The organism is Streptomyces sp. NPDC096048 (assembly GCF_044763415.1).
GTDB lineage: Bacteria > Actinomycetota > Actinomycetes > Streptomycetales > Streptomycetaceae > Streptomyces.
Genome location: NZ_JBIWGG010000005.1, coordinates 254,745 through 273,038 on the forward strand (window position 1 = coordinate 254,745; position 18,294 = coordinate 273,038).

Annotated in this window: 22 protein-coding genes; 9 read left to right on the plus strand and 13 right to left on the minus strand. The window is 72.4% G+C overall.

The window, feature by feature from the left end; all coding sequences use genetic code 11:
- Window positions 1-21: 21 nt before the first annotated feature.
- The 7 genes from ACIQ6R_RS15305 to ACIQ6R_RS15335 all read right to left on the minus strand — a co-directional run bounded on the left by ACIQ6R_RS15305 (window position 22) and on the right by ACIQ6R_RS15335 (window position 5,227).
- The gene (locus tag ACIQ6R_RS15305; protein ID WP_404178626.1) at window positions 22-609 is read right to left on the minus strand and encodes a hypothetical protein; all 588 of its coding nucleotides are present in this window, start codon (window positions 607-609) and stop codon (window positions 22-24) included.
- Entirely contained in the window at window positions 606-905 is a 300-nt protein-coding gene (locus ACIQ6R_RS15310; RefSeq protein WP_404221608.1) for a hypothetical protein, read from the minus strand. The genes ACIQ6R_RS15305 and ACIQ6R_RS15310 overlap by 4 nt, the downstream gene beginning before the upstream one ends.
- A gap of 76 nt (window positions 906-981) precedes the next feature.
- On the minus strand, window positions 982-1,785 hold the full coding sequence (locus tag ACIQ6R_RS15315) for an alpha/beta fold hydrolase (RefSeq protein ID WP_404221610.1): 804 nt from the start codon (window positions 1,783-1,785) through the stop codon (window positions 982-984).
- 54 nt (window positions 1,786-1,839) lie between these two features.
- Complete coding sequence (locus ACIQ6R_RS15320; protein ID WP_404178617.1) at window positions 1,840-2,634, minus strand: hypothetical protein; 795 nt, start codon at window positions 2,632-2,634, stop codon at window positions 1,840-1,842.
- Between the two features lie 99 nt (window positions 2,635-2,733).
- A complete protein-coding gene (locus ACIQ6R_RS15325; RefSeq protein WP_404178614.1) occupies window positions 2,734-3,507 on the minus strand; it encodes a class I SAM-dependent methyltransferase in 774 nt (257 codons plus the stop codon).
- A 162-nt stretch (window positions 3,508-3,669) separates the two neighbouring features.
- Complete coding sequence (locus tag ACIQ6R_RS15330) at window positions 3,670-4,287, minus strand: sigma-70 family RNA polymerase sigma factor (protein ID WP_404178611.1); 618 nt, start codon at window positions 4,285-4,287, stop codon at window positions 3,670-3,672.
- Window positions 4,288-4,483: 196 nt separating this feature from the next.
- Complete coding sequence (locus tag ACIQ6R_RS15335; protein ID WP_404221612.1) at window positions 4,484-5,227, minus strand: hypothetical protein; 744 nt, start codon at window positions 5,225-5,227, stop codon at window positions 4,484-4,486.
- 335 nt (window positions 5,228-5,562) lie between these two features.
- Here ACIQ6R_RS15335 and ACIQ6R_RS15340 point away from each other — a divergent pair, with 335 nt between their 5' ends.
- Window positions 5,563-5,778: a hypothetical protein gene (locus tag ACIQ6R_RS15340; RefSeq protein ID WP_404221614.1), complete on the plus strand. Its 216-nt coding sequence runs from the start codon at window positions 5,563-5,565 to the stop codon at window positions 5,776-5,778.
- A gap of 113 nt (window positions 5,779-5,891) precedes the next feature.
- Entirely contained in the window at window positions 5,892-6,497 is a 606-nt protein-coding gene (locus tag ACIQ6R_RS15345; RefSeq protein ID WP_404178604.1) for a flavodoxin family protein, read from the plus strand.
- Window positions 6,498-6,700: 203 nt separating this feature from the next.
- On the opposite strand, the gene ACIQ6R_RS15350 is transcribed toward ACIQ6R_RS15345, so the two are convergent.
- The gene (locus tag ACIQ6R_RS15350; protein WP_404221616.1) at window positions 6,701-7,243 is read right to left on the minus strand and encodes a hypothetical protein; all 543 of its coding nucleotides are present in this window, start codon (window positions 7,241-7,243) and stop codon (window positions 6,701-6,703) included.
- 213 nt (window positions 7,244-7,456) lie between these two features.
- Between ACIQ6R_RS15350 and ACIQ6R_RS15355 the strand changes: the two genes are divergently transcribed.
- The gene (locus tag ACIQ6R_RS15355) at window positions 7,457-8,017 is read left to right on the plus strand and encodes a Dps family protein (RefSeq protein WP_404178598.1); all 561 of its coding nucleotides are present in this window, start codon (window positions 7,457-7,459) and stop codon (window positions 8,015-8,017) included.
- Between the two features lie 118 nt (window positions 8,018-8,135).
- Here ACIQ6R_RS15355 and ACIQ6R_RS15360 read toward each other — a convergent pair whose 3' ends face one another.
- Both ACIQ6R_RS15360 and ACIQ6R_RS15365 read right to left on the minus strand, forming a co-directional pair.
- Window positions 8,136-8,300 carry a hypothetical protein gene (locus ACIQ6R_RS15360; protein ID WP_404221618.1) on the minus strand — a complete coding sequence of 55 codons (165 nt, stop codon included), beginning with the start codon at window positions 8,298-8,300 and terminating at the stop codon, window positions 8,136-8,138.
- A 48-nt stretch (window positions 8,301-8,348) separates the two neighbouring features.
- The gene (locus ACIQ6R_RS15365) at window positions 8,349-8,705 is read right to left on the minus strand and encodes a PRC-barrel domain-containing protein (protein WP_404221621.1); all 357 of its coding nucleotides are present in this window, start codon (window positions 8,703-8,705) and stop codon (window positions 8,349-8,351) included.
- A 168-nt stretch (window positions 8,706-8,873) separates the two neighbouring features.
- Between ACIQ6R_RS15365 and ACIQ6R_RS15370 the strand changes: the two genes are divergently transcribed.
- The 3 genes from ACIQ6R_RS15370 (at window position 8,874) to ACIQ6R_RS15380 (ending at window position 11,133) form a co-directional block, all read left to right on the plus strand.
- A complete protein-coding gene (locus ACIQ6R_RS15370) occupies window positions 8,874-9,227 on the plus strand; it encodes an STAS domain-containing protein (RefSeq protein ID WP_404178591.1) in 354 nt (117 codons plus the stop codon).
- Window positions 9,224-10,153 (plus strand): anti-sigma factor RsbA family regulatory protein, encoded by a 930-nt coding sequence (locus tag ACIQ6R_RS15375; protein ID WP_404221623.1) that lies wholly within the window; start codon window positions 9,224-9,226, stop codon window positions 10,151-10,153. The genes ACIQ6R_RS15370 and ACIQ6R_RS15375 overlap by 4 nt, the downstream gene beginning before the upstream one ends.
- A 134-nt stretch (window positions 10,154-10,287) precedes the next feature.
- Complete coding sequence (locus ACIQ6R_RS15380; protein WP_404178585.1) at window positions 10,288-11,133, plus strand: RNA polymerase sigma factor SigF; 846 nt, start codon at window positions 10,288-10,290, stop codon at window positions 11,131-11,133.
- An 8-nt stretch (window positions 11,134-11,141) separates the two neighbouring features.
- On the opposite strand, the gene ACIQ6R_RS15385 is transcribed toward ACIQ6R_RS15380, so the two are convergent.
- Window positions 11,142-12,287, minus strand: coding sequence for a Ku protein (locus ACIQ6R_RS15385; RefSeq protein ID WP_404221625.1), 1,146 nt, complete (start codon window positions 12,285-12,287; stop codon window positions 11,142-11,144).
- Window positions 12,288-12,518: 231 nt separating this feature from the next.
- Between ACIQ6R_RS15385 and ACIQ6R_RS15390 the strand changes: the two genes are divergently transcribed.
- Complete coding sequence (locus tag ACIQ6R_RS15390) at window positions 12,519-13,643, plus strand: lipid II:glycine glycyltransferase FemX (protein ID WP_404178580.1); 1,125 nt, start codon at window positions 12,519-12,521, stop codon at window positions 13,641-13,643.
- 30 nt (window positions 13,644-13,673) lie between these two features.
- Here the strand turns inward: ACIQ6R_RS15390 and ACIQ6R_RS15395 are convergent, their stop codons facing one another.
- Window positions 13,674-14,414 carry a class I SAM-dependent DNA methyltransferase gene (locus tag ACIQ6R_RS15395; protein WP_404178577.1) on the minus strand — a complete coding sequence of 247 codons (741 nt, stop codon included), beginning with the start codon at window positions 14,412-14,414 and terminating at the stop codon, window positions 13,674-13,676.
- Window positions 14,415-14,434: 20 nt separating this feature from the next.
- A complete protein-coding gene (locus tag ACIQ6R_RS15400) occupies window positions 14,435-15,892 on the minus strand; it encodes a purine-cytosine permease family protein (RefSeq protein WP_404221627.1) in 1,458 nt (485 codons plus the stop codon).
- A gap of 69 nt (window positions 15,893-15,961) precedes the next feature.
- On the opposite strand from ACIQ6R_RS15400, the gene ACIQ6R_RS15405 reads away from it, so the two are divergent.
- Together ACIQ6R_RS15405 and ACIQ6R_RS15410 are read left to right on the plus strand one after the other, a co-directional pair.
- Window positions 15,962-16,624 (plus strand): TetR/AcrR family transcriptional regulator, encoded by a 663-nt coding sequence (locus ACIQ6R_RS15405; RefSeq protein WP_404221630.1) that lies wholly within the window; start codon window positions 15,962-15,964, stop codon window positions 16,622-16,624.
- 2 nt (window positions 16,625-16,626) lie between these two features.
- A complete protein-coding gene (locus ACIQ6R_RS15410) occupies window positions 16,627-18,252 on the plus strand; it encodes an amidohydrolase (RefSeq protein ID WP_404221634.1) in 1,626 nt (541 codons plus the stop codon).
- The last annotated feature ends 42 nt before the right edge of the window (window positions 18,253-18,294 follow it).

An 18,294-nucleotide genomic window follows, 5' to 3' on the forward strand; every position in this document is an offset into this window, starting at 1 on the left:
GGGGGCGCGTCCAGGGCTCACTCATTCACCATGTGCGCCCTGCGCGCGCCGGACAGAGCGCTTGTAGTAGCGCCACGGGAAGGCCCCGGAGCCGACCTGTGTCCACCCCTGTTCCTCCATCCGGCGGTGCCGGGCGCCGACCGCGAAGGGAACCCTGCGGTGTTCCCAGGGGTGGTCGGACTTCTCCACGACATGGAAGAACGGGCCGAAGTCGACCACGTGCCAGCCGTCCGCGCCGGCTTCGGCGAGCGCCTGCATCTCGTTGAACGCGGTCAGCGGGGTCAGCACCCGGCGTTCCGCCGCACCGGACGCGTCAGGACCGGGTCCCCTGTCGGCGAACCTCTGCTGCGCGGCCTGCCGGCTCACGCCGAGAACACCGCCCACGGTGTCCCAGCTATGCCCAGCGGCCCGCGCGCCCTGGACCGCTTCGCGGAGCAGCCGGCTCGTCTCCTCGGCGCCGACGCGGCTGGCGGCCACCAGGCGGAGATAGCCCTCGGGATCGTGCTCCAGCGATTCGACCAGTCCGTCCGGGGCATCGAGTACGGCGGCAGCGATGCCCTCCCTGATGCGCAGGATCTCCTCCTCCGTGAGCAGTTCGGTTTCGCTCACCGCCGCGCGTCCTTCGCCTCGCCGGTGCGCAGCGGCTCCAGGCCGTCGAGCTTCTCCAGGTCCCGCTCCAGTCGCCCGGCGTCGGGGCCGACCGCGGTGTGCCTCGTCAGGGACGCGGAGAGGAGTACTCCCATGACGAGGACGACCAGGAGGTCCGCGGCGACCAGGACGAGGAAGGCCGGGGTGCCGAGGTCGTCGGCGAGTGAGGTCGACAGTGCGATCAGGGCGGTCACCACGGCGAGCAAGGGGGTGGCGACCGCGGGGACGGCTGGGGCAGGGCGGGTCGAGTGATTCATGCTGTCAAGGTTTCCTTGACAGCATGCATCTTGTCAAGGAAACCTTGACATCCCCGGGCGGGCGGCCCGCACGCGGTCACATCCGCGCGGCCAGGAAGTCCAGCAGTACGGCGTTGAAGCGCTCCGGTTGCTCGGCACCCGGCAGGTGACCGGCCTTGTCGATGACGGCGAGGGTGGAGTGCGGGACGAGGCGTCGGATGGACTCGGCCTCCGCCACGGGGGTGTAGACGTCGTCCGCGCCCACGACGATCAGGACCGGGACCTCGACGGCGGCCAGGACCTCCCGGTAGTCGGGGCGTTCGGCACGCCCCCGCAGTGCCGCCGCGGCGCCGCGCGGGTCGGTGGCGCACATCATCTCCAGGACGCGGGCGGCCACGTCCGGCATGGCGGTGACGTTGTAGGCGGCGAGCATCTTGTCGATGACCTCGTGCGCGTAACCGTCCATGCCCTCCGCGAGGAGCCGGTCGGCCAGCCGGTTGCGGAACCGCCTGCCCTCGGCGGTCTCGGCGGGCGCGGAGGTGTCGGACAGGACGAGGGCCCGCACCCGCTCCGGGTGACGCAGCTGGAACTCCATGGTGATCTGACCGCCCATGGAGACGCCGCCGACCACCGCGCGCTCGATGTCCAAGTGGTCCAGGAGCCCGGCGAGGTCGTCGGCGAAGTCGGCGAGCAGCACCTTGCCGGTGCTCACGCTGCTGCGGCCGTAGCCGCGCAGGTCGGGGGTGACGACCCGGTAGCCGGCTTCCGTCAGCGCCGTCACCTGGGGCGCCCACAGGGTCCGGTCGAAGGGGTGCCCGTGGATCAGGAGGATCGGGAACCCGGTCGAGGGACCGAGGTCGTCGTAGTCGATCGTGGCGCCGCGCACGGTTGCAGAGTCCATTCCGGGACCCTAACGGGGTGTCACCCGGCGGGGAGCACGGGGCGTGCGGATGCCTCAAGGGGCGAGCAGCGCACCGGTCAACTCCGCACGCAGTTCCTCGCCTTCCTTGCGGACCAGCGCGGGCAGCCGGCCGTTCCACTCCCGCGCCGCCTCGTCCAGCGCCTCGGCGAAGGCCCTGTGCGCGCGGCGCCCCATGACGGCCATCGCGACGGGGAGCAGGGGCCGGGCGAAGGAGCGGCCTCTGACCCGCGCCTTCACCGTCACCCGCCAGTGTCCGTCGGGGGCCGGACGCGGTACGACCGTCACGGTGGCGCGGGCGAGTGCGTGGGTGAGGCCTCCGGTCAGGGGCGCGGGCAGGGGGCGGCGACCTCGGCTCGCCGCCGACGGCCACCATGCGCCCAGATCGAGGTGCAGCCGTACGGTGCCGCCGAGGTACTTCGACCGCTTCTCCCCGCCGGTCCGCAGTGTCGCCGAGAGCCACGCCTCTCGTGGGCGTGCGGCGTTCACGAGCCCGAGTACGCAGGTCGACTCGGCGCGGTGTGCCGGGTCGTCGTCGAGGGTGACGACCTCCAGCGCCGTCTCACCGTGACGGTCCCAGGAGAGGACGGTGACTGCCTGGTCGGCGTCCGGTTGCCCGTCCTTCTCGTTCACCGGCCGGTAGCGGGCGCCCGGACGCAGGTGGCTCCCCTCGGACAGGACCAGGCCGGGCAGCGGCCGCCCGTCGGGCAGGCGCAGGCACGGTCCCTCGGCGTCCAGGCCTTCCGCGAGGTCGTGGAGCGTGGTGACGCACGACTCGAACCAGGGGCGGGGCACGGGGGCGAGCGTCACGGTGTGCTGAAGTCGGGCCATGGGCCAAGGATGGGTGCCCGGGGGCGCGGGGTCATGGGTGTGGCCCGGCAGTGAGGGGCCGCGGTCGGTTGCCGGTTCCCGGGGGCTGCCGCTCCTGGGTCACCCGGCCCGGCGTGGGGTCGGGCTCCCGGTGAACGGCCGGTCGCCCCCAGGGCGTCGTGCGACGAAGACGAACTCCCTGCCCGCGCGGTCGGGGGCGTCGCGCACCTCCTCCACCACGTAGCCCTGTGCTTCCAGGTCCGCCTCGACCTCCTGCCGCCCGCGGAAGCGCAACGTCGAGTCGGAGGTCAGCACTTCGCCGTCCGAGGCGAAGAGGTAGGTCCAGCGGAAGGAGACCAGCGGCCACCTCACCTCCACCAACCGGCACCAGCTCTCGACCGCCCCCACGCCGGGGATCTCCGTGACCCGGTGGGTCCGGTGCGGGTTCCACTCCTCCCAGGCGCGCCGGTCCGGGTCCCGCGTCTCGAACACCAGGTGCCCGCCGGGGCGCAGGGCTGCGTAGGCGCCCCTCAGCGTCCCGTGCCACGTCCGTGTGTCGGTGATCTCCTGGGGGGCGTTCGCCGTCATGGTCGCCAGGTCCACCCGCAGCGCGGGCAGTGAGGTGGCGTCGCCCTCGATCCAACGCACCCGGTCGCCGCCCGCCTTGCCCCGAGCCACCTCGATGGAGGCCCGGGCCGGGTCGACGCCGACGACCTCCACACCGCGGCCGGCCAGCAGCAGGGCGAACACCCCTGTTCCGCAGCCGATGTCCAGCACCCGCCGTGCGCCGAACTCCTCGGCCATGCGCGCGTACGCGTCGAGGTCGCCGCGATCGGGGTCGAGGGCGTCGTACACCGCGGCGAGCCGTGGATGCCGGAAGCACTCGTCAGCCATGCGGCCGACGGTAGCCGAAGCCCTCCACGAAGTCCCCGGCCCGGGACCGGACCGAGGACACGCGGGTGGCATCAGGACAGACCGTCGTAGGACCGCACGCCGTCGGCCGGGGTGGGCCCGGGTCACTCGGTGATCCGGGCCCACCGCCGTCCGGACCGGCCGTCACGCGGCGGCGGCCACCGCCACGGGGCGCTCGGCGTCGTTCAGCCACTCGATCAGGGACGTACGGGCGCGGGCGACCCGTGAACGCACCGTCCCTATCGGGCACTCGCTGACGTCGGCCGCCTCCGCGTAGGGCAGCCCCAGCAGCTGGGTGAGGACGAACGCCTCGCGGCGGTCGTCGGGCAACGCGGCCAGCAGTTCGGCGAGGGCGATGCCGTCGTCGAAGCCGGGCAGATCGCGCGGCTGGGTGCGCTCCACGGCCGACTCCCAGTCGTCCGTGGCGGCCAGGCGGGGCCGGGAGGAGTCGTAACGGATGCTGTCGACGACCGCGCGGCGGGCGATGGCGAGCAGCCAGGTGCGGGCCGAGGAGCGGCCTTCGAAGCGGTGCAGGCTGCCGAGGGCCCGCAGGAAGGTGTCCTGGGTCAGGTCCTCGGCGCTCTGCGGATCGGCGCCGAGGAAGGTCACGTAGTGGCGGACGTCCCGGTGCAGGGCGCGTACGAAGCGGTCGACGGCGACGGGGTCGCCGGTGCGCGCGGCGAGTGCCCAGGCCGTGATGGACGCCTCCCTCGCGGACGTACCCGGCTGCCGGCGTGGTGGGGGCAGGGCAGGAGTGATCACCTGTGTCTGTCCTTCTCGGGATCGTGGACCCGGTCTCCGGGCGGGGCCGGCCCGTGGGGGACGGGCCGGCGGCACGGTGGGACCGGCCAAGAGGTGGGCGGCCGGGCGCGGGAGCGCGCGGCCGGTGCCCGAGGCGCGACGCCGGCGGCTCGACGGCTCGGCGGATTCGCCGGCGGCCTCGGGGAACCTGCTGTCGTCAGACGACAGCGGTCCCGGCGGGCGGACCCCGAGAAGTGATCGCATGGGCGAGGAGAAGACGGCGCGGTGCCCGGTCCGAGGCCGCTCGGCGGGCCCCCCGGACGCGCGGGCGGTGCGGCGGCGCGGGCAGCCGGAGCAGCAGGCGCAGGGGCGCGACGAGCCGGGTGGCGAGGCACCGCAGGATGCGGAAGACGGCGCGTTCGCCGTGGGCGAGCCAGAGGCCGCACAGCAGCGCGGCCACCAGGTGTGCGGCGAGCATGCCGGTCGAGGACATGCCGCCCATGGCGTGGCCCGCGGGGTCCATGGTGGGCATGGCGTCCATGCCCGCCACGGAGTGTCCGGCGTGCCGGCCGTGGTCCGCGGTGCTCATGCTCATGGACGTCGGCATGGCGCCGTGTTCCCCGCCCGGGCCGGACGGCATCCGGCACAGCAGGATGTCCAGCCACCGACGCACGAGGGACTCGTCGCCCGGGGACCGCTGCCGCTCCGTCGCCTGGGCGAGCGAGAAGGACGTGTGCAGTACGGTCTGGGCGGCCATGGCGACGCAGACGACGGCGAGCGGTCCGCGTTCCCGGTCGGCGAGCCACCAGGCGGCGCCGCCCGTCGCCGCCGCGCCCGCCGCCATGGCCCACCAGGGCACCGCGGTCCCGGACATCAGGATGTGGCCGAGGGCGGCGAGCAGCACGCAGACGGCCGCGAACACCGCGGCCCGTACCGTGCGAGAACACCACCCTGCAGTCATGGCCGCCTCATCCTTGCATCCGGGCTCCCGTGATCGCCGGTGGGTACGGATTCCGGTGCGGCCCCCCACTCAACACGACGGGCGTGATCCACACCACACTTCACGCACATACGGTCGGACGAACGGCCCGTCCGGTTCCCGGCCGCCCCCGCCGGACCGGAGCAGCGGAAGCGGACACGGGAGCGCCGGCGCACAGGGGCCGCCCGCCGTGCCTCCGTGCCCGGCCGAGGCACGCGTCCGCGGCCGCCGTGCCGGGTATCCCCCAGTCAGTTCCCCCACGACCGCCGGTGCCGACACCGGCGCGGTCACCCGTCTCCCACGGAAGGTGCACCGGTATGACCGATCCTCACGGCCTGGAGCCCGTAGCGACGTTCTGCGGAAACTGCGACTGCGGCTGCCCCCAGCTGTTCGTCGACCCCGACGCCCCGGCGGCGCAGCGGATCGTCCTGACCGACGACTTCGGTCAGCGCGTGCAGATGAGCGCCGACCAGTTCTCGTCGCTGGTCGACGACGCCAAGCAGGGCAGACTGGACGGCATCGCCCTGCCCTGAGCGGACACCGCCGGACCGCCGTCCGGCCGCTCCCCGGCCGCCGCGCGTCCGGCCGGGTGAACGGTCCCGCGCTGGGCCGGTCGAAAGCCGCCGCCCGGGGAAGAGGGGTAGGCATGCGCGCACTCGTCATCAACTGCACTCTCAAGCCCTCCCCCCGACCGTCGAACACCGAGGCCCTGGCCGCCACGGTCATCGCGGCCCTCAAAGGCCACGGCGCGGAGGTGGATGTCGTACGGGCCGTCGACCTCGACCTGAAACCGGGGGTCGAGACCGACATGGGCGACGGCGACGACTGGCCGGGCGTGCACGAGAAGCTGCTGGCGTCACAGATCCTGATCATCGCCTCGCCGACCTGGCTCGGCCGCCCGTCCTCGGTCGCCCAGCGGGTCCTCGAACGCATGGACGCCATGCTCGGCGAGACCGACGACGAGGAGCGCCCCGTCGCCTACAACCGCGTCGCCGGGGTCCTGGTCACCGGGAACGAGGACGGCGCCCACCACGTCATCAGTGAGATCAGCGGCGCGCTCTCGGACATCGGCTACACCATCCCGGGTCAGGCCTGGACCTACTGGCACCTCGGTCCCGGACCCGGACCCGACTACCTCGACGACGACCGCGGCCACGACTGGTCGACCTCGACCGGCCGGGCCATGGCATCCAACCTCGTCCACGCGGCGCGCGCGCTCAGCGCGATGCCCCTGCCCGCTCCGCCGTCCTGACGTCGTCGGCGTTCACTCCGATCGGCGGCGTCATCGCGGACCGGTTGTCCGGTCGCGGCCGACGGTCACGGCCGACGTGCCGGGGGGCGAAGCCGTTGTCCGGGACCGAAATGACGCGCGCGCTCAGGAGCGGCACGAAGCGCTGGTCGCGCCCCAGGGGCCGCCGTCGGGGAGTTCCGGGGCATCCGTCGCGGGCAGGCACCCTAGAGCCCCGTGATCGGCGCACGCTCGGAGCCGGCCACCGCGGGACGGCGTCGGCGGTAGCAGGAGACGGTGACGGCGCCGAGCAGCGGGCCCCAGGCGATCAGGGGCAGGTAGGCGAATCCGAGGAGCGTGTCGCCGAGCGGGGTCATGTCGGGGTGGGGAGCGGCCCACCACCAGGCGAAGGGGGTCCACAGGGCGGTCAGCACGATGGCGCCCAGGCCCGCCGGGAGGACCGCCGCCATCACCGGGACCGGCCGCCCGCCGAGCAGCGGGACCCAGCGCGGGACCACCTCGCCCCAGGGCCGGACCAGGCCGAGCGTGAGCAGGGCCAGCGCCTCGATCACCACGCTCAGTCCGACCACGTACACCACGCCCCACCCGTCGATGCCCAGCGCCTCGTAGCCCGCCTCGGTGTATCCGGCGGGCTGCCCCGCCGCCAGCAGGAGGCGCCAGAGTCCGGTCGGCAGGGTGAGGAGCGCCACGGCGTGAGCGGCGAGGACCGCCCAGCGGGCGGGGGCGGGATGCAGGTGTGTCGTGGTCATGCACATCATCCTGTCGGCGGGCCGCCGCCCCGGCGTCGCTCCCGGGTACGGTCCGCGACGCGGCGCCGGAAGGACGTCCCGAGGGTTGACTCCCCCGCTCGGGGGAGACCCGTCCTCCTCAGGCACAGCGCCCGTGCATGTCTGCCGTCGCCGATGCGGGGCAGTCGTGCACGTGCGACAACGTACGAAACGCATGAGGAGCTGGTGTCCGCCATGACGCACGACCTGACCCCGAAGTACACGGTCCCCGGCATCGAGCGCGAGGCCGCCGGCCGGCTGATCGGCGCGCTGCGGATGCGCCTGCACGCTCTCAACGACCTGCATCTGACCCTCAAGCACGTGCACTGGAACGTCGTGGGACCGCAGTTCATCGCCGTGCACGAGATGATCGACCCGCAGGTCGACCAGGTGCGCGAGATGGCCGACGACGTCGCGGAGCGCATCGCCGCACTCGGAGGGGTGGCGCAGGGCACGCCCGGGGCCCTGGTGGCCGAGCGGGCCTGGGACGACTACTCCATCGGCCGGGCCGACGCCATCGCCCATCTCGGCGCGCTCGATGTCGTGTACACCGGCGTGATCGAGGGTGTGCGCGAGGCGGTGAAGGAGGCGGGCGACATCGACCCCGCAACGGAGGACCTCCTGATCGGTCAGCTCCGGGACCTGGAGCAGTTCCAGTGGTTCGTGCGGGCCCATCTGGAGAGCTCCGGCGGCACCCTGGCGACGGGCGGCGCGACGTCCGAGACAGAGGCCGCGGAGCGCGGCGCGGAACTGTAGGCCGCGGAGCGCGGCGCGGAACTGGCCTGGTCAGGTCCTGACCCTGGTCGCGCGAGGTGGGCCGACCGTGCCGGCGACGGCGCGGTCGGCCCACGTGCGTGTTCGCCCGATGTGCTGTTCAGCGTGCGGGACGTCCTCGGCGTCCGATGAGTACCCCGGCGAGGACCAGGTCGGCGACCAGCACCAGGGCGCCGATGACGAAGAGGTAGAACAGCCCTTCGGCGGCCAGTCCGACCACGCCCAGGACGAGCGCGACCAGCAACAGCAGGAGGAACAGGCTCAAGATCTTCTCCCCTCGAAGAGGCTCGTCGGACGGTTCGGCTCGGACGGTTCAGCGTCGGCCGAGCCGGCGCTCGCCGCGGCTGCCCTGCTCGTAGGGCAGGTGGTAGTGGGCGAAGACGGCGCCCTCGTCCTCGGCCGCGAGTTCACCGTCCGGGTCGATCCCGGGCGCGTCCTTGACCAGGTTCTTGTCGTAGCCCACCTTCAGGTAGCCCGGTCCGACGGTGGCCTTGTCCACCGGGACGAACACCAGACGACGGCGGGTCGGCAGACCGATCAGCACCGCGGCGAACGCGGGCCGGTCGGTGGCGGTGTCGAAGTAGATGGACTCGAGAGCCCCGATCTTGCGGCCGTCGCCGTCGACGACGTCATGTCCACGCCAGTCACGAATGTTGTCTGCTTCAAACATGGGTCTTCCCTTCCGAGGACGCTTACTGTCTTGTTCCCCGCTTCGTGTCCCCCTCGCATGTTTTGTCCCCGCACCGGCGTACGGCACCCGATCGCGATAGGCTTCCTGGTCGGACGAGGCGCCCGCGGTGCCGACGGACACCCGGCGAATTTCCGAAGGAGATCGAGTGTGGATGCCACAGGCCCCACGGGCGGGCCGCCCCGGTTACGGCGCGGGGCCCTGCTGGAGGTCGGCCCGCTGCCCGGCCGTCCCGGCCTCCGGGCCAGCGGAGAGATCAGCGTGACCACCCGCCCGTCCTGGGAGAAGGCCCTCACGGAACTGTCCAGGCGGCACACGGACGTGTCCTATGTGGAACTGTCCGGCGTGCGGTTCGTCGACGTGGCCGGGGTCACGGCGCTCGCCGTCACCGCCATGAACCTGCCCGGCGGGCGGGTCGTGGTGGAACAGCCTCCGCCGCAACTGTCCCGGGTCCTGGAGCTGTTCTGGCCGTCCCTGCACCGGATCGAGGTGGCGCCGCGATGAGCACGGTGATCCACGACGAGGCCTTCGCGCATCCGGCGCTGTTCTACCGCTCGGAGCGCGAGTACGCCGACCGGACGGTGACGTTCGTACGGGAGGGACTGGCATCGGGCGAACCCGTGGCGGTGGCCGTGCCCGCCCCCAACCTGGAGCTGATCAGGGAGGGACTGGGAACGGACGCGCGGGACGTCTCCTTCCTGGACATGACGCAGGCCGGACGCAATCCGGGGCGGATCATCCCCGGCGTGCTCAGGGCGTTCGCCGACGCGCACGCGCACGAACGGGTGCGCATCATCGGCGAGCCCGTCTGGGTCGGGCGCAGCGCGACGGAGTACCCGGCGTGCGCCCAGCACGAGGCATTGATCAACGCGGCCTTCGCGGGCCGTTCCGCGACGATCCTGTGTCCGTACGACGAGGCCGGGCTGGACGCGGACGTCCTGGCCGACGCCTTCGTCACCCATCCGACGGTCATCGCCGGAGGCAGTGAGCGGGCCAGCGGCGCCTACGACTGGCCCGCGGTCGTCGCCCGCTACAACGAGCCGCTGGCTCCCGCGCCGGACGCCGACGTCCTCGCCTTCGGCGCCGGGGAGCTGCCCGAGGTGCGGCGCTTCGTCGTCGGTCGGGCCACGTCGCTCGGGCTGGCCGAGCGACGCCTGCAGGACGCGGAATTGGCGGTGGCGGAGCTCACGACCAACAGCGTGGTGCACGGCGGCGGTCACGGGACGCTGGCGATCTGGTCCGAGGCGGGGCAGGTGGTGTGCGAGGTCCGCGACGCGGGGCGCCTCACGGACCCGCTCGCCGGCCGCCGGCCCCCCGAGCACGGGCAGATCGGCGGCCGTGGCCTGCTCCTCGTCCATTACGTGGCGGACCTGGTGCGGGTGCACACATCGGACGACGGCACCACCGTGCGCTTCTACCTCGGCCTCTGAACCGGGGTCGGGAACCGTTCGCCCGCCACGCCGATCGCGAAAGACAGGTGTGGGTGGCTTGACCCGGGGTAGGCGCTTCGTCGTTGGCCGACAAGCTGACAGCGACGGGGGCCGATCGACTGGGAGGGCACATCATGGCGACGACGACCGCACAGATCACCGAGCACACCACCACGGGCATGCCGGAGGTAGCGGACCCGTCCAAGGTGGCGCCCAAGGACGCGCGGGAGTTGTCGAAGCTGTTCTTCAAGCAGCTTGCGGTGCTCGAAGAGGGCACGCCCGAATACCAGTACGCGCGCAACACGCTGATCGAGATGAACATGTCCCTGGTCCGCTTCGCGGCCGGCCGGTTCCGCAGCCGTGGGCCGGAGGAGATGGAGGACATCGTCCAGGTCGGCATGATCGGCCTGATCAAGGCGATCGACCGGTTCGAGCTGACCCGTGAGGTCGAGTTCACCTCCTTCGCCGTGCCGTACATCGTCGGCGAGATCAAGCGGTTCTTCCGGGACACCTCGTGGGCCGTGCACGTGCCCCGGCGGCTCCAGGAGGCCCGTGTCCAGCTGGCCCGGGCCACCGAGGAGCTGCGCAGCCGTCTGGGCCGCAACCCCACCACCAAGGAACTGTCCGAGCTGATGAGCCTCCCGGAGGACGAGGTCGTCGAGGCCCGTCTGGCGGCCAACGGCTACAACTCCGCCTCCCTGGACGCGGCCATCAACGGCAGCGAGGACGGCGAATCGGCGCTGGCCGACTTCATCGGCGCGGACGACGCGGCGCTGGAGCTCGTGGACGACTTCCATGCCCTGGCCCCGATGATCGCCGAGCTGGACGAGCGCGACCGGCAGATCATCCACTGGCGGTTCGTCGAGGAGCTCACCCAGAAGGACATCGGTGAACGCCTCGGGGTCTCGCAGATGCATGTGTCCCGTCTGATCTCGCGCCTGCTGGGCCGTCTGCGGGAAGGCATGCTCAGCACCCACTGATCCGCGTCTCAGGCGGCGGCCGTCTTCTTCTTCCGGCCGCCGCCGGCACCGGTGAGGGCGGCGATGAGCTGTTCACGGCTCATCTTCGACCGTCCGGCGATGTCCTGGTCGGTGGCCCGCTGGTACAGCTCCGCCTTGCTCAGCTCCCTCAGCTCGCCCCGCTTGGGCGGCGCCTTGCGGGAGGGGGCGGTGGTCTTCTTGCGTGCCTCGGTCTTCCGCCCCTCGGTGGGCTTCCGCGCCTCGGTGGGCTTCCGGCCCCCGGTGGACTTCCGCCCCCCGGCGGGCTTCCGGCCCTCGGTGGCCTTCTCCCGCGGTGCCGAGGACCGCTTGCCGCCGGTGCCCCTCGCCTTCGCGGGTGCCTGGCTGCCGCCGGTGCCCTTGGCCTGCTCCAGGCTGCCCTGCAGGACCTCCATCAGGTCGACGACGTTGGTGGCCCGGGGTGCCTCCTCGGCGACGGCGACCTCCTTGCCCTCGGCCTTGGCCCGGACCAGCTCGCGGACCTTCTCCTGGTAGGTGTCGTGGTAGCGGGCGGGGTCCCAGGGGCCGCTGAGGGCGTCGACGAGGCGCATCGCCATGTCCAGTTCCTTGCCCCGTCCCGCCCTGCCCTCCGGCAGCTCGGGCAGCTCCTCGACCGGGTCGCGGACCTCGTCCGCCCAGTGCAGCGTCTGGAGCATCAGGACCTCGTCCTCGGCGCGGAGCGCGGTCAGGTACTGCCGGTTGCGCATGACGAAGGTGGCGACGCCGACCTTGCCGGCCTCGGCGAGGGCGGTGCGGAGCAGCTCGTAGACCTTGAGGTACTCCTTGCCGCGCGGGGCGACGTAGTAGGTGCGGCCGAAGTAGACCGGTGCGATGCGGTCGAGGTCGACGAAGTCGGTGATCTCCAGGGTCTGGGAGCGGCCCGGCGCGATCTCGTCCAGTTCCTCCGGCTCGACGACGACGTACTCGCCCTCGCCGACCTCGTAGCCCTTGACGATGTCCCCGGGGCCGACCTCCTCGCCGGTGCGCTCGTTGACCCGCCGGTTGCGGATCCGGTCCGAGGTGCCGCGCTGCAGTTGGTGGAAGTGGACCGTGTGGTCCTGGGTCGCCGTGAACAGACCGACGGGCACCGAGACCAGCCCGAACGTGATGACACCTGTCCAGATCGCCCGCGCCATGGCCGTCCGCTCCGTCCGTCCTGCCCGCACCGCCCAATCCGTCCACGCTGACACCCTCCTTGCGATCGTGCGCGCCGGACGGCGCACACGGGTCAACAGCCGGGTGACAGCGCGCGCATCGGCCTCAGTCGGTATTCCCTGTGAGGTGCGGGACGGCAACCGCACTCCGCGCCTTCGCCGCTTCCCCTGTCGGACGAAGACGAGCAACGTCGATCAAAGGGATCCCGACCCATGAGCTGTCACCTGAAGGCGATCACCCGCGAGGAGCATCTGCGCTTCGTCGCGTCCCGACCCTCCGTGAGTCACCTGCAGACGCCCTCGTGGGGCGACGTGAAACCGGACTGGCGGGCGGAGAGCCTGGGCTGGTTCGACGACGAGGGCGGCGACCTCGTGGGCGCCGGGCTGGTGCTGCTGCGGCCGTTGCCGAGGCTGAAGCGGTATCTGGCCTATCTGCCCGAGGGCCCGGTCATCGACTGGGGCACGGCGGATCTGGAGCGGTGGCTGGAGCCGATGCTCGCCTACCTCAAGAAGCGGGGCGTCTTCTCGGTGCGGATGGGGCCGCCCGTGGTGGCCCGGCGCTGGAGTGCCGAGGTGGTCAAGGCCGCGATCGCCGACCCGGGGGCCCGGCGGCTGGGGGACGTGGAGGCCACCGTGCGCGAGCCCGGGGCCGACGGCGTCGCCGAGCGGCTGCGCCGGATGGGCTGGCGGCAGACCGCGTCGGGCGGCGAGGACGGCTTCGCCGCGGGCCAGCCGCGCTACGTGTGCCAGGTACCGCTCGCCGGGCGGTCTCTGGAGCAGATCCAGAACGGCTTCAACCAGCAGTGGCGCCGCAACATCAAGAAGTCCGAGAAGGCCGGCGTCAAGGTCGTCCGGGGCGACCACGAGGACCTCCCGGTCTTCTACGACCTCTACGTCGAGACCGCCGAACGGGACCGGTTCGTCCCGCGCCCCCTCGCCTACTTCCAGCGGATGTGGACCGCGCTGACGGCCGAGGACCCGGACCGCATGCGCCTCTACCTCGCCCACCACGACGGGGAGGTGCTCGCCGGTGCCACGATGCTGACCGTCGGCGACCACGTCTGGTACTCCTACGGTGCCTCCACGAGCCGCCGGCGCGAGGTGCGGCCCAACAACGCGCTCCAGTGGCGGATGATGTGCGACGCCCATGAACTCGGCGCGGCCGTCTACGACTTCCGCGGCATCACCGACACCCTGGACGCGGACGACCACCTTCTGGGACTGCTCCGGTTCAAGGTCGGAGCGGGCGGTGAGGCCGTGGAGTACCTGGGCGAGTGGGACTACCCGCTCAACAAGGTGCTGCACAGGGCCCTGGGCCTGTACCTGACGCGGCGCTGAGCCGCCCCGGACCGGACCGGTCCCGGCCGGTCACTCGGCGGGCTTCTCCCAGACCGACACGTGGCCGCGGCTCTCGTGGGTGAACGGCTCCCGGGTCCAGCCCTCCCACCGGTCGCGCAGCCGCAGTCCGGCGAGCCGGGCCATCAGGTCGAGTTCGGAGGGCCACACGTACCGGAAGGGGTAGTGCTCGTACTCGGGGCGTCCGTCCACGATGGTGACGTAGTTCGAACTCATCGCCTGGGTGACGGTGTCATAGGTGTCGAACGCCCACCCGGTCGGGCCGATGCGGAACGGCACCGCGGTCTGCCCCGGGGGCAGCAGGCGCAGCTCCGGCACGCCCACCTCGATGACGAAGCAGCCGCCGGGCTCCAGGTGGTCGGCCGCGTTGCGGAAGCAGTCGACCTGGGCGTCCTGCGTGGTCAGGTTGTTGATGGTGTTGAAGACGAGGTAGGCGACCGTGAAGGTGCCCGGTACCCGGGTGGTCGCGAAGTCGCCGATGGTCACCCCGACGGCGTCGCCGCCCGGCTTGGCACTCAGCCGGGAGGTCATGGCCCGGGACATGTCGATGCCGTGCACCGGGACCCCGCGGCCCGCCAGGGGCAGCGCGATCCGGCCGGTGCCGACACCGAACTCCAGTGCCCGGCCGGTGCCCGCCAGTTCGGTCAGCAGGTCGACGGCGGGGTTCACCGCCTCGGGTGTGAACCTGTCCGCCACCGACTCGTCGTAGTGCGCGGCGACGCTTTCCCCGAAGTAGCCGTCCTCATCAGACATGCGAGGGACCGTACCGCTCGTCAGGCCGCCGGCGCCCGGGATTTTCCGCCGCGCGCCAGGACCGCGTACAGCAGCGAGGCGACGACGACGCCCGCCGGCAGGGCGAGGTCCAGGCCGCCCAGGGCGTGTGCGATCGGCCCGGTGTAGAGGGTGTCGACGCTCAGGGCGGCCACGGTGACGCCCCCGGCGAGGGCCAGCGCGCCCGCCGGGTTGACCCCGGCGGTGTACCAGAAGGCACTGCCGGGCGTCTCGTCCATCAGGGCCCGGCCGTCGTAGCGGTTGCGGCGCAGCACGATGTCCGTGGCGTAGACGGCCATGGCGGGGCCGAGGAGGACGACGGTGAGCTGGAGGACGTTGCTGACGGTGTCGAGGAAGCCGGAGGCCAGCAGGCCGTACAGGGTGAGGGCGACGGCCGCGGTGCCGTCGGCGAGCACGCTGAGGGAGCGGCGGATGCGGATGCCGACGGCCTGGAGGGCGAGGCCCGCGCTGTAGGCGGTCAGGGCGTTGATGGCGATCGTGCCGAGCACCAGGGCGAGCAGCAGGATCGGGCCGAACCAGCCGGGCAGGAGCTGCCGCAGACCGGCCTGCGGGTCCGTCATGTCGACGGCGGTGGCGGCGAGGGCGCCGAGGGAGCAGACGATCACGCCGGGCAGGAAGCCGCCCAGTGCGGTCCAGCCGGCGATCGCCTTGGCGGACGTCGTACGGGGCAGGTAGCGGGAGAAGTCGGCGCTGGTGGTGTACGACAACGGGCCGGATCCGATGAGGGTGACGCCGGCGATCAGGACGGCCCACAGGTCGGCGCCGGTGAGCGGTTCGGCCGGTACGTACGCGAAGTCGGTGTGCCGGAACACGCCGACCGCGACGACGGCGAAGGCGGCCGTCAGGGTGAGCGTGATCGGGAGGTACAGCTTCATGATCATGCCGTGGCCGTAGACCCCGATGGTCAGGGTGAGGGCGGCGACGACCATCACCACGGCGACCTTGACGCCGGTGTTCGCGGTGACGCCGGCCATCTCGACGAGGGCGAAGGCGGCGGTGGCGGCGGCGGCCAGGTTGAGGGCGAAGTAGCAGACGGAGATCAGCCAGCCGACGACCGCGTTGTTCACGCGGTTGCCGCGGACCCCGTACATGGCCCGCGTGATGACCTCGCTCGGCGCGCCCGCCGCCGGGCCGGATATGGCGAGCAGGCCGGTGAGCAGCCAGAACAGGTTGCCCACCACGATCACCGCGAGGGCCTGCCACAGGGTCAGGCCCATGAGGACCAGGGCGCCGCCGGTCACCAGGCTGAGATAGGTGACGTTGGCCGCCGCCCAGACGGAGAAGAGCTGTCTCGGGCTGCCGTGGCGTTCGTGGTCCGGGATGTGGTCGATGCCGTGGGCTTCGACGCGACCCGCCTTCTCCGACGGCGGCCGGGGTGGCGGAGCCTCCTGACGCACGGCGCCGGTGCCGGGGTGCGGGTCGGGGATCGTGGACGCCATGAGGCTCCTCCGGGGTGCTGGTGTCCCACCTGCTTGCTTGTTGGTCGCACACTCAATAGCATTGATTCCATGCCGTCAAGCATCCCGAACAAGCGAATCCGCAAGTCTCCAGCAGCCAGACGTGCGGAAATCGTTGCCGCAGCCTCCGGTGTCGCACTGACCGAGGGACTGGAGTGCATCACCCTGAGGCGGATCGCCGAGGAACTCGACGTCCGCTCCGGGTTGATCAGTCACTACTTCCCCGCGGTGGAGGACCTGGTGGCCGAGGCGTACGGCGACGCCGCCGGTGCCGAGCTGGACGCGCTCCTGCCGGCCGACCTGGCCGGTGCGACGCCGACGCGGCACCTGGCGCGGTTCTTCGCCCGGGCGACCGGAGCGGCGTTCGACGACATCAGCCGGCTCTGGCTCAACGCCCGGCATCTGAGCCGTTACCGGCCCACGCTGCGCGACCGTGTGGCCGTCCAGGAGGCGGCCTGGCGCGACCGGCTGGAGGCGCTCATCCGCGAAGGCGTGCGGCGGGGCGAGTTCCGCACCGAGGACCCCCTGGTGGCCGCCGTCCAGATCCTGGTCGTCCTCGACGGTCTCGGCATGCTCGTCAACAGCGCCGACACCGCTGACGATCCCCCCGCGGTCCGGCTGATGCCCGTCACCACCGCGGAACGCGAACTCGGTTTGCCCGCAGGCACGCTGCTGGCTTCCGACACCCCGAACCGACCCGCTCCCAAGGAGTGACCGTGCGCACCTCTCTGATCCTGCTCTCGGCCCGGCTGCTCGACCCGGTCACCGGCGAGTTCCTGCCGCAGACCGCGCTGGCCGCGGCCGACGGCCGGATCTCCGCCCTCGGCGACGACCGGGACATCCGCGCGCTCGCGGACGCCTCGACGACGGTGGTCGATCTCAAGGGCGCCGTGGTGACGCCCGGCCTGGTGGACGGGCACATCCACCCGGTCTCGGGCGCCGAACTGACGCACGGTCTCGACCTGTCGGGCTGCACCGATGTCGGCCAGGTGCGCGAGGCGCTGGCCCGCGCGGTACGCGGCCTCTCCCCCGGCGCGTGGCTGCACGCCTGGGGCCTCGACCCCAACGTCTTCGCCGGCCGACCCGTCGACACGACACCCTTCGACGCCGTACTCGACGGTGTGCCCGCGCTGTTGCTGCTCTTCGACGCGCACTCCATGCTCGCCAGCCGGCGCGCGTTGGAGCTGGCCGGGGTGGCCGGACCGCGCACCTTCGACCAGGCCACAGCGGAGGTGGTGTGCGACGCGGACGGCCGGCCCACCGGCCTGCTGCTGGAGGACGCCGCGTGCGAGCTGGTGGAACGGGTCGCTCCCCAGCCCACGCGCGAGGAGCGCCGCGACCGGCTCGCCGCGGCCCTGCGCGCCATGGCCGCCACCGGCCTGACGGGCGGTCACGTCATGGACGCCAACGGCGACAGCCTCGACTTCTACGCCGAACTGGACGGGACGGGGCGGCTGCCGCTGCGGCTGCGGGTGGCGCCGTGGTGCCAGCCCGGCACCGACGCCGAGGGTGTGCGCACGCTCATCGGGCGGCAGGGTGCGGGCGGGCGGCTGTGGCGGACCGCCGGCGTCAAGATCTTCATGGACGGGACGGTAGACAACGGCACCGCCTGGCTGGAACAGCCTGACCGCCAAGGCGAGTCCCGGCACGCCTTCTGGCCGGACCCGGAGGAGTACACCCGCGTCATCGGCGAGCTGCACCGGGCCGGGGTGCCCACGGCCACCCACGCGATCGGCGACGCCGCCGTACGTCATGTGCTCGATGCCGTCGAGAGGGCGCAGGCCGAGGGCGGACGCGGAGTACGGCACCGGGTCGAGCACATCGAGACCGTCCCGGACGACACCCTGCGCCGGTTCGCCGAACTCGGCGTCGTGGCGTCCATGCAGCCCACCCACTGCTGCGACTTCACCCGGGCCGACCACACCGACAACTGGTCCCGCCGGCTGGGCGAGCCGCGCGCCTCGCGGGCCTGGCGCTGCCGCGACCTGCACGACTCCGGTGCCGTCGTGGTCCTCGGCTCCGACTGGCCCATCGCCCCCTACCCGCCGCTGGGTGTCATGGCGGGCGCCCGCCACCGCCGCCCGACCCGCGACCTCGGCCGTGACCCGCACGGCCCGGAACAGGCACTGACGGCATTGGAGGCACTGCGCGGCATGACCTTCAACGCGGCGTACGCGGCGGGCGAGGAGGACCAGGCCGGTCGGATCGCCGTCGGGCACCGCGCCGACCTGACGGTCCTCGGCGCCGACCCGCTCACCGTGCCGGCCATCGAACTGGCCGATGTACCGGTGCTGTTGACCGTCCTCGACGGCGACCCGACGCATCGGGCCGCGAGTCTGTGATCCGGCCGGAGGGTTGCGGCCCACCCCGTCCTGGGCAGGGGG

Coding starts and splice junctions, on each gene's coding strand:
- ACIQ6R_RS15310 (WP_404221608.1), bottom strand. CDS start 905: ATGAATCACTCGACCCGCCCTGCCCCAGCCGTCCCCGCGGTCGCCACC.
- ACIQ6R_RS15315 (WP_404221610.1), bottom strand. CDS start 1,785: ATGGACTCTGCAACCGTGCGCGGCGCCACGATCGACTACGACGACCTC.
- ACIQ6R_RS15320 (WP_404178617.1), bottom strand. CDS start 2,634: ATGGCCCGACTTCAGCACACCGTGACGCTCGCCCCCGTGCCCCGCCCC.
- ACIQ6R_RS15325 (WP_404178614.1), bottom strand. CDS start 3,507: ATGGCTGACGAGTGCTTCCGGCATCCACGGCTCGCCGCGGTGTACGAC.
- ACIQ6R_RS15335 (WP_404221612.1), bottom strand. CDS start 5,227: ATGACTGCAGGGTGGTGTTCTCGCACGGTACGGGCCGCGGTGTTCGCG.
- ACIQ6R_RS15340 (WP_404221614.1), top strand. CDS start 5,563: ATGACCGATCCTCACGGCCTGGAGCCCGTAGCGACGTTCTGCGGAAAC.
- ACIQ6R_RS15345 (WP_404178604.1), top strand. CDS start 5,892: ATGCGCGCACTCGTCATCAACTGCACTCTCAAGCCCTCCCCCCGACCG.
- ACIQ6R_RS15350 (WP_404221616.1), bottom strand. CDS start 7,243: ATGACCACGACACACCTGCATCCCGCCCCCGCCCGCTGGGCGGTCCTC.
- ACIQ6R_RS15355 (WP_404178598.1), top strand. CDS start 7,457: ATGACGCACGACCTGACCCCGAAGTACACGGTCCCCGGCATCGAGCGC.
- ACIQ6R_RS15365 (WP_404221621.1), bottom strand. CDS start 8,705: ATGTTTGAAGCAGACAACATTCGTGACTGGCGTGGACATGACGTCGTC.
- ACIQ6R_RS15375 (WP_404221623.1), top strand. CDS start 9,224: ATGAGCACGGTGATCCACGACGAGGCCTTCGCGCATCCGGCGCTGTTC.
- ACIQ6R_RS15380 (WP_404178585.1), top strand. CDS start 10,288: ATGGCGACGACGACCGCACAGATCACCGAGCACACCACCACGGGCATG.
- ACIQ6R_RS15385 (WP_404221625.1), bottom strand. CDS start 12,287: ATGGCGCGGGCGATCTGGACAGGTGTCATCACGTTCGGGCTGGTCTCG.
- ACIQ6R_RS15390 (WP_404178580.1), top strand. CDS start 12,519: ATGAGCTGTCACCTGAAGGCGATCACCCGCGAGGAGCATCTGCGCTTC.
- ACIQ6R_RS15395 (WP_404178577.1), bottom strand. CDS start 14,414: ATGTCTGATGAGGACGGCTACTTCGGGGAAAGCGTCGCCGCGCACTAC.
- ACIQ6R_RS15400 (WP_404221627.1), bottom strand. CDS start 15,892: ATGGCGTCCACGATCCCCGACCCGCACCCCGGCACCGGCGCCGTGCGT.
- ACIQ6R_RS15405 (WP_404221630.1), top strand. CDS start 15,962: ATGCCGTCAAGCATCCCGAACAAGCGAATCCGCAAGTCTCCAGCAGCC.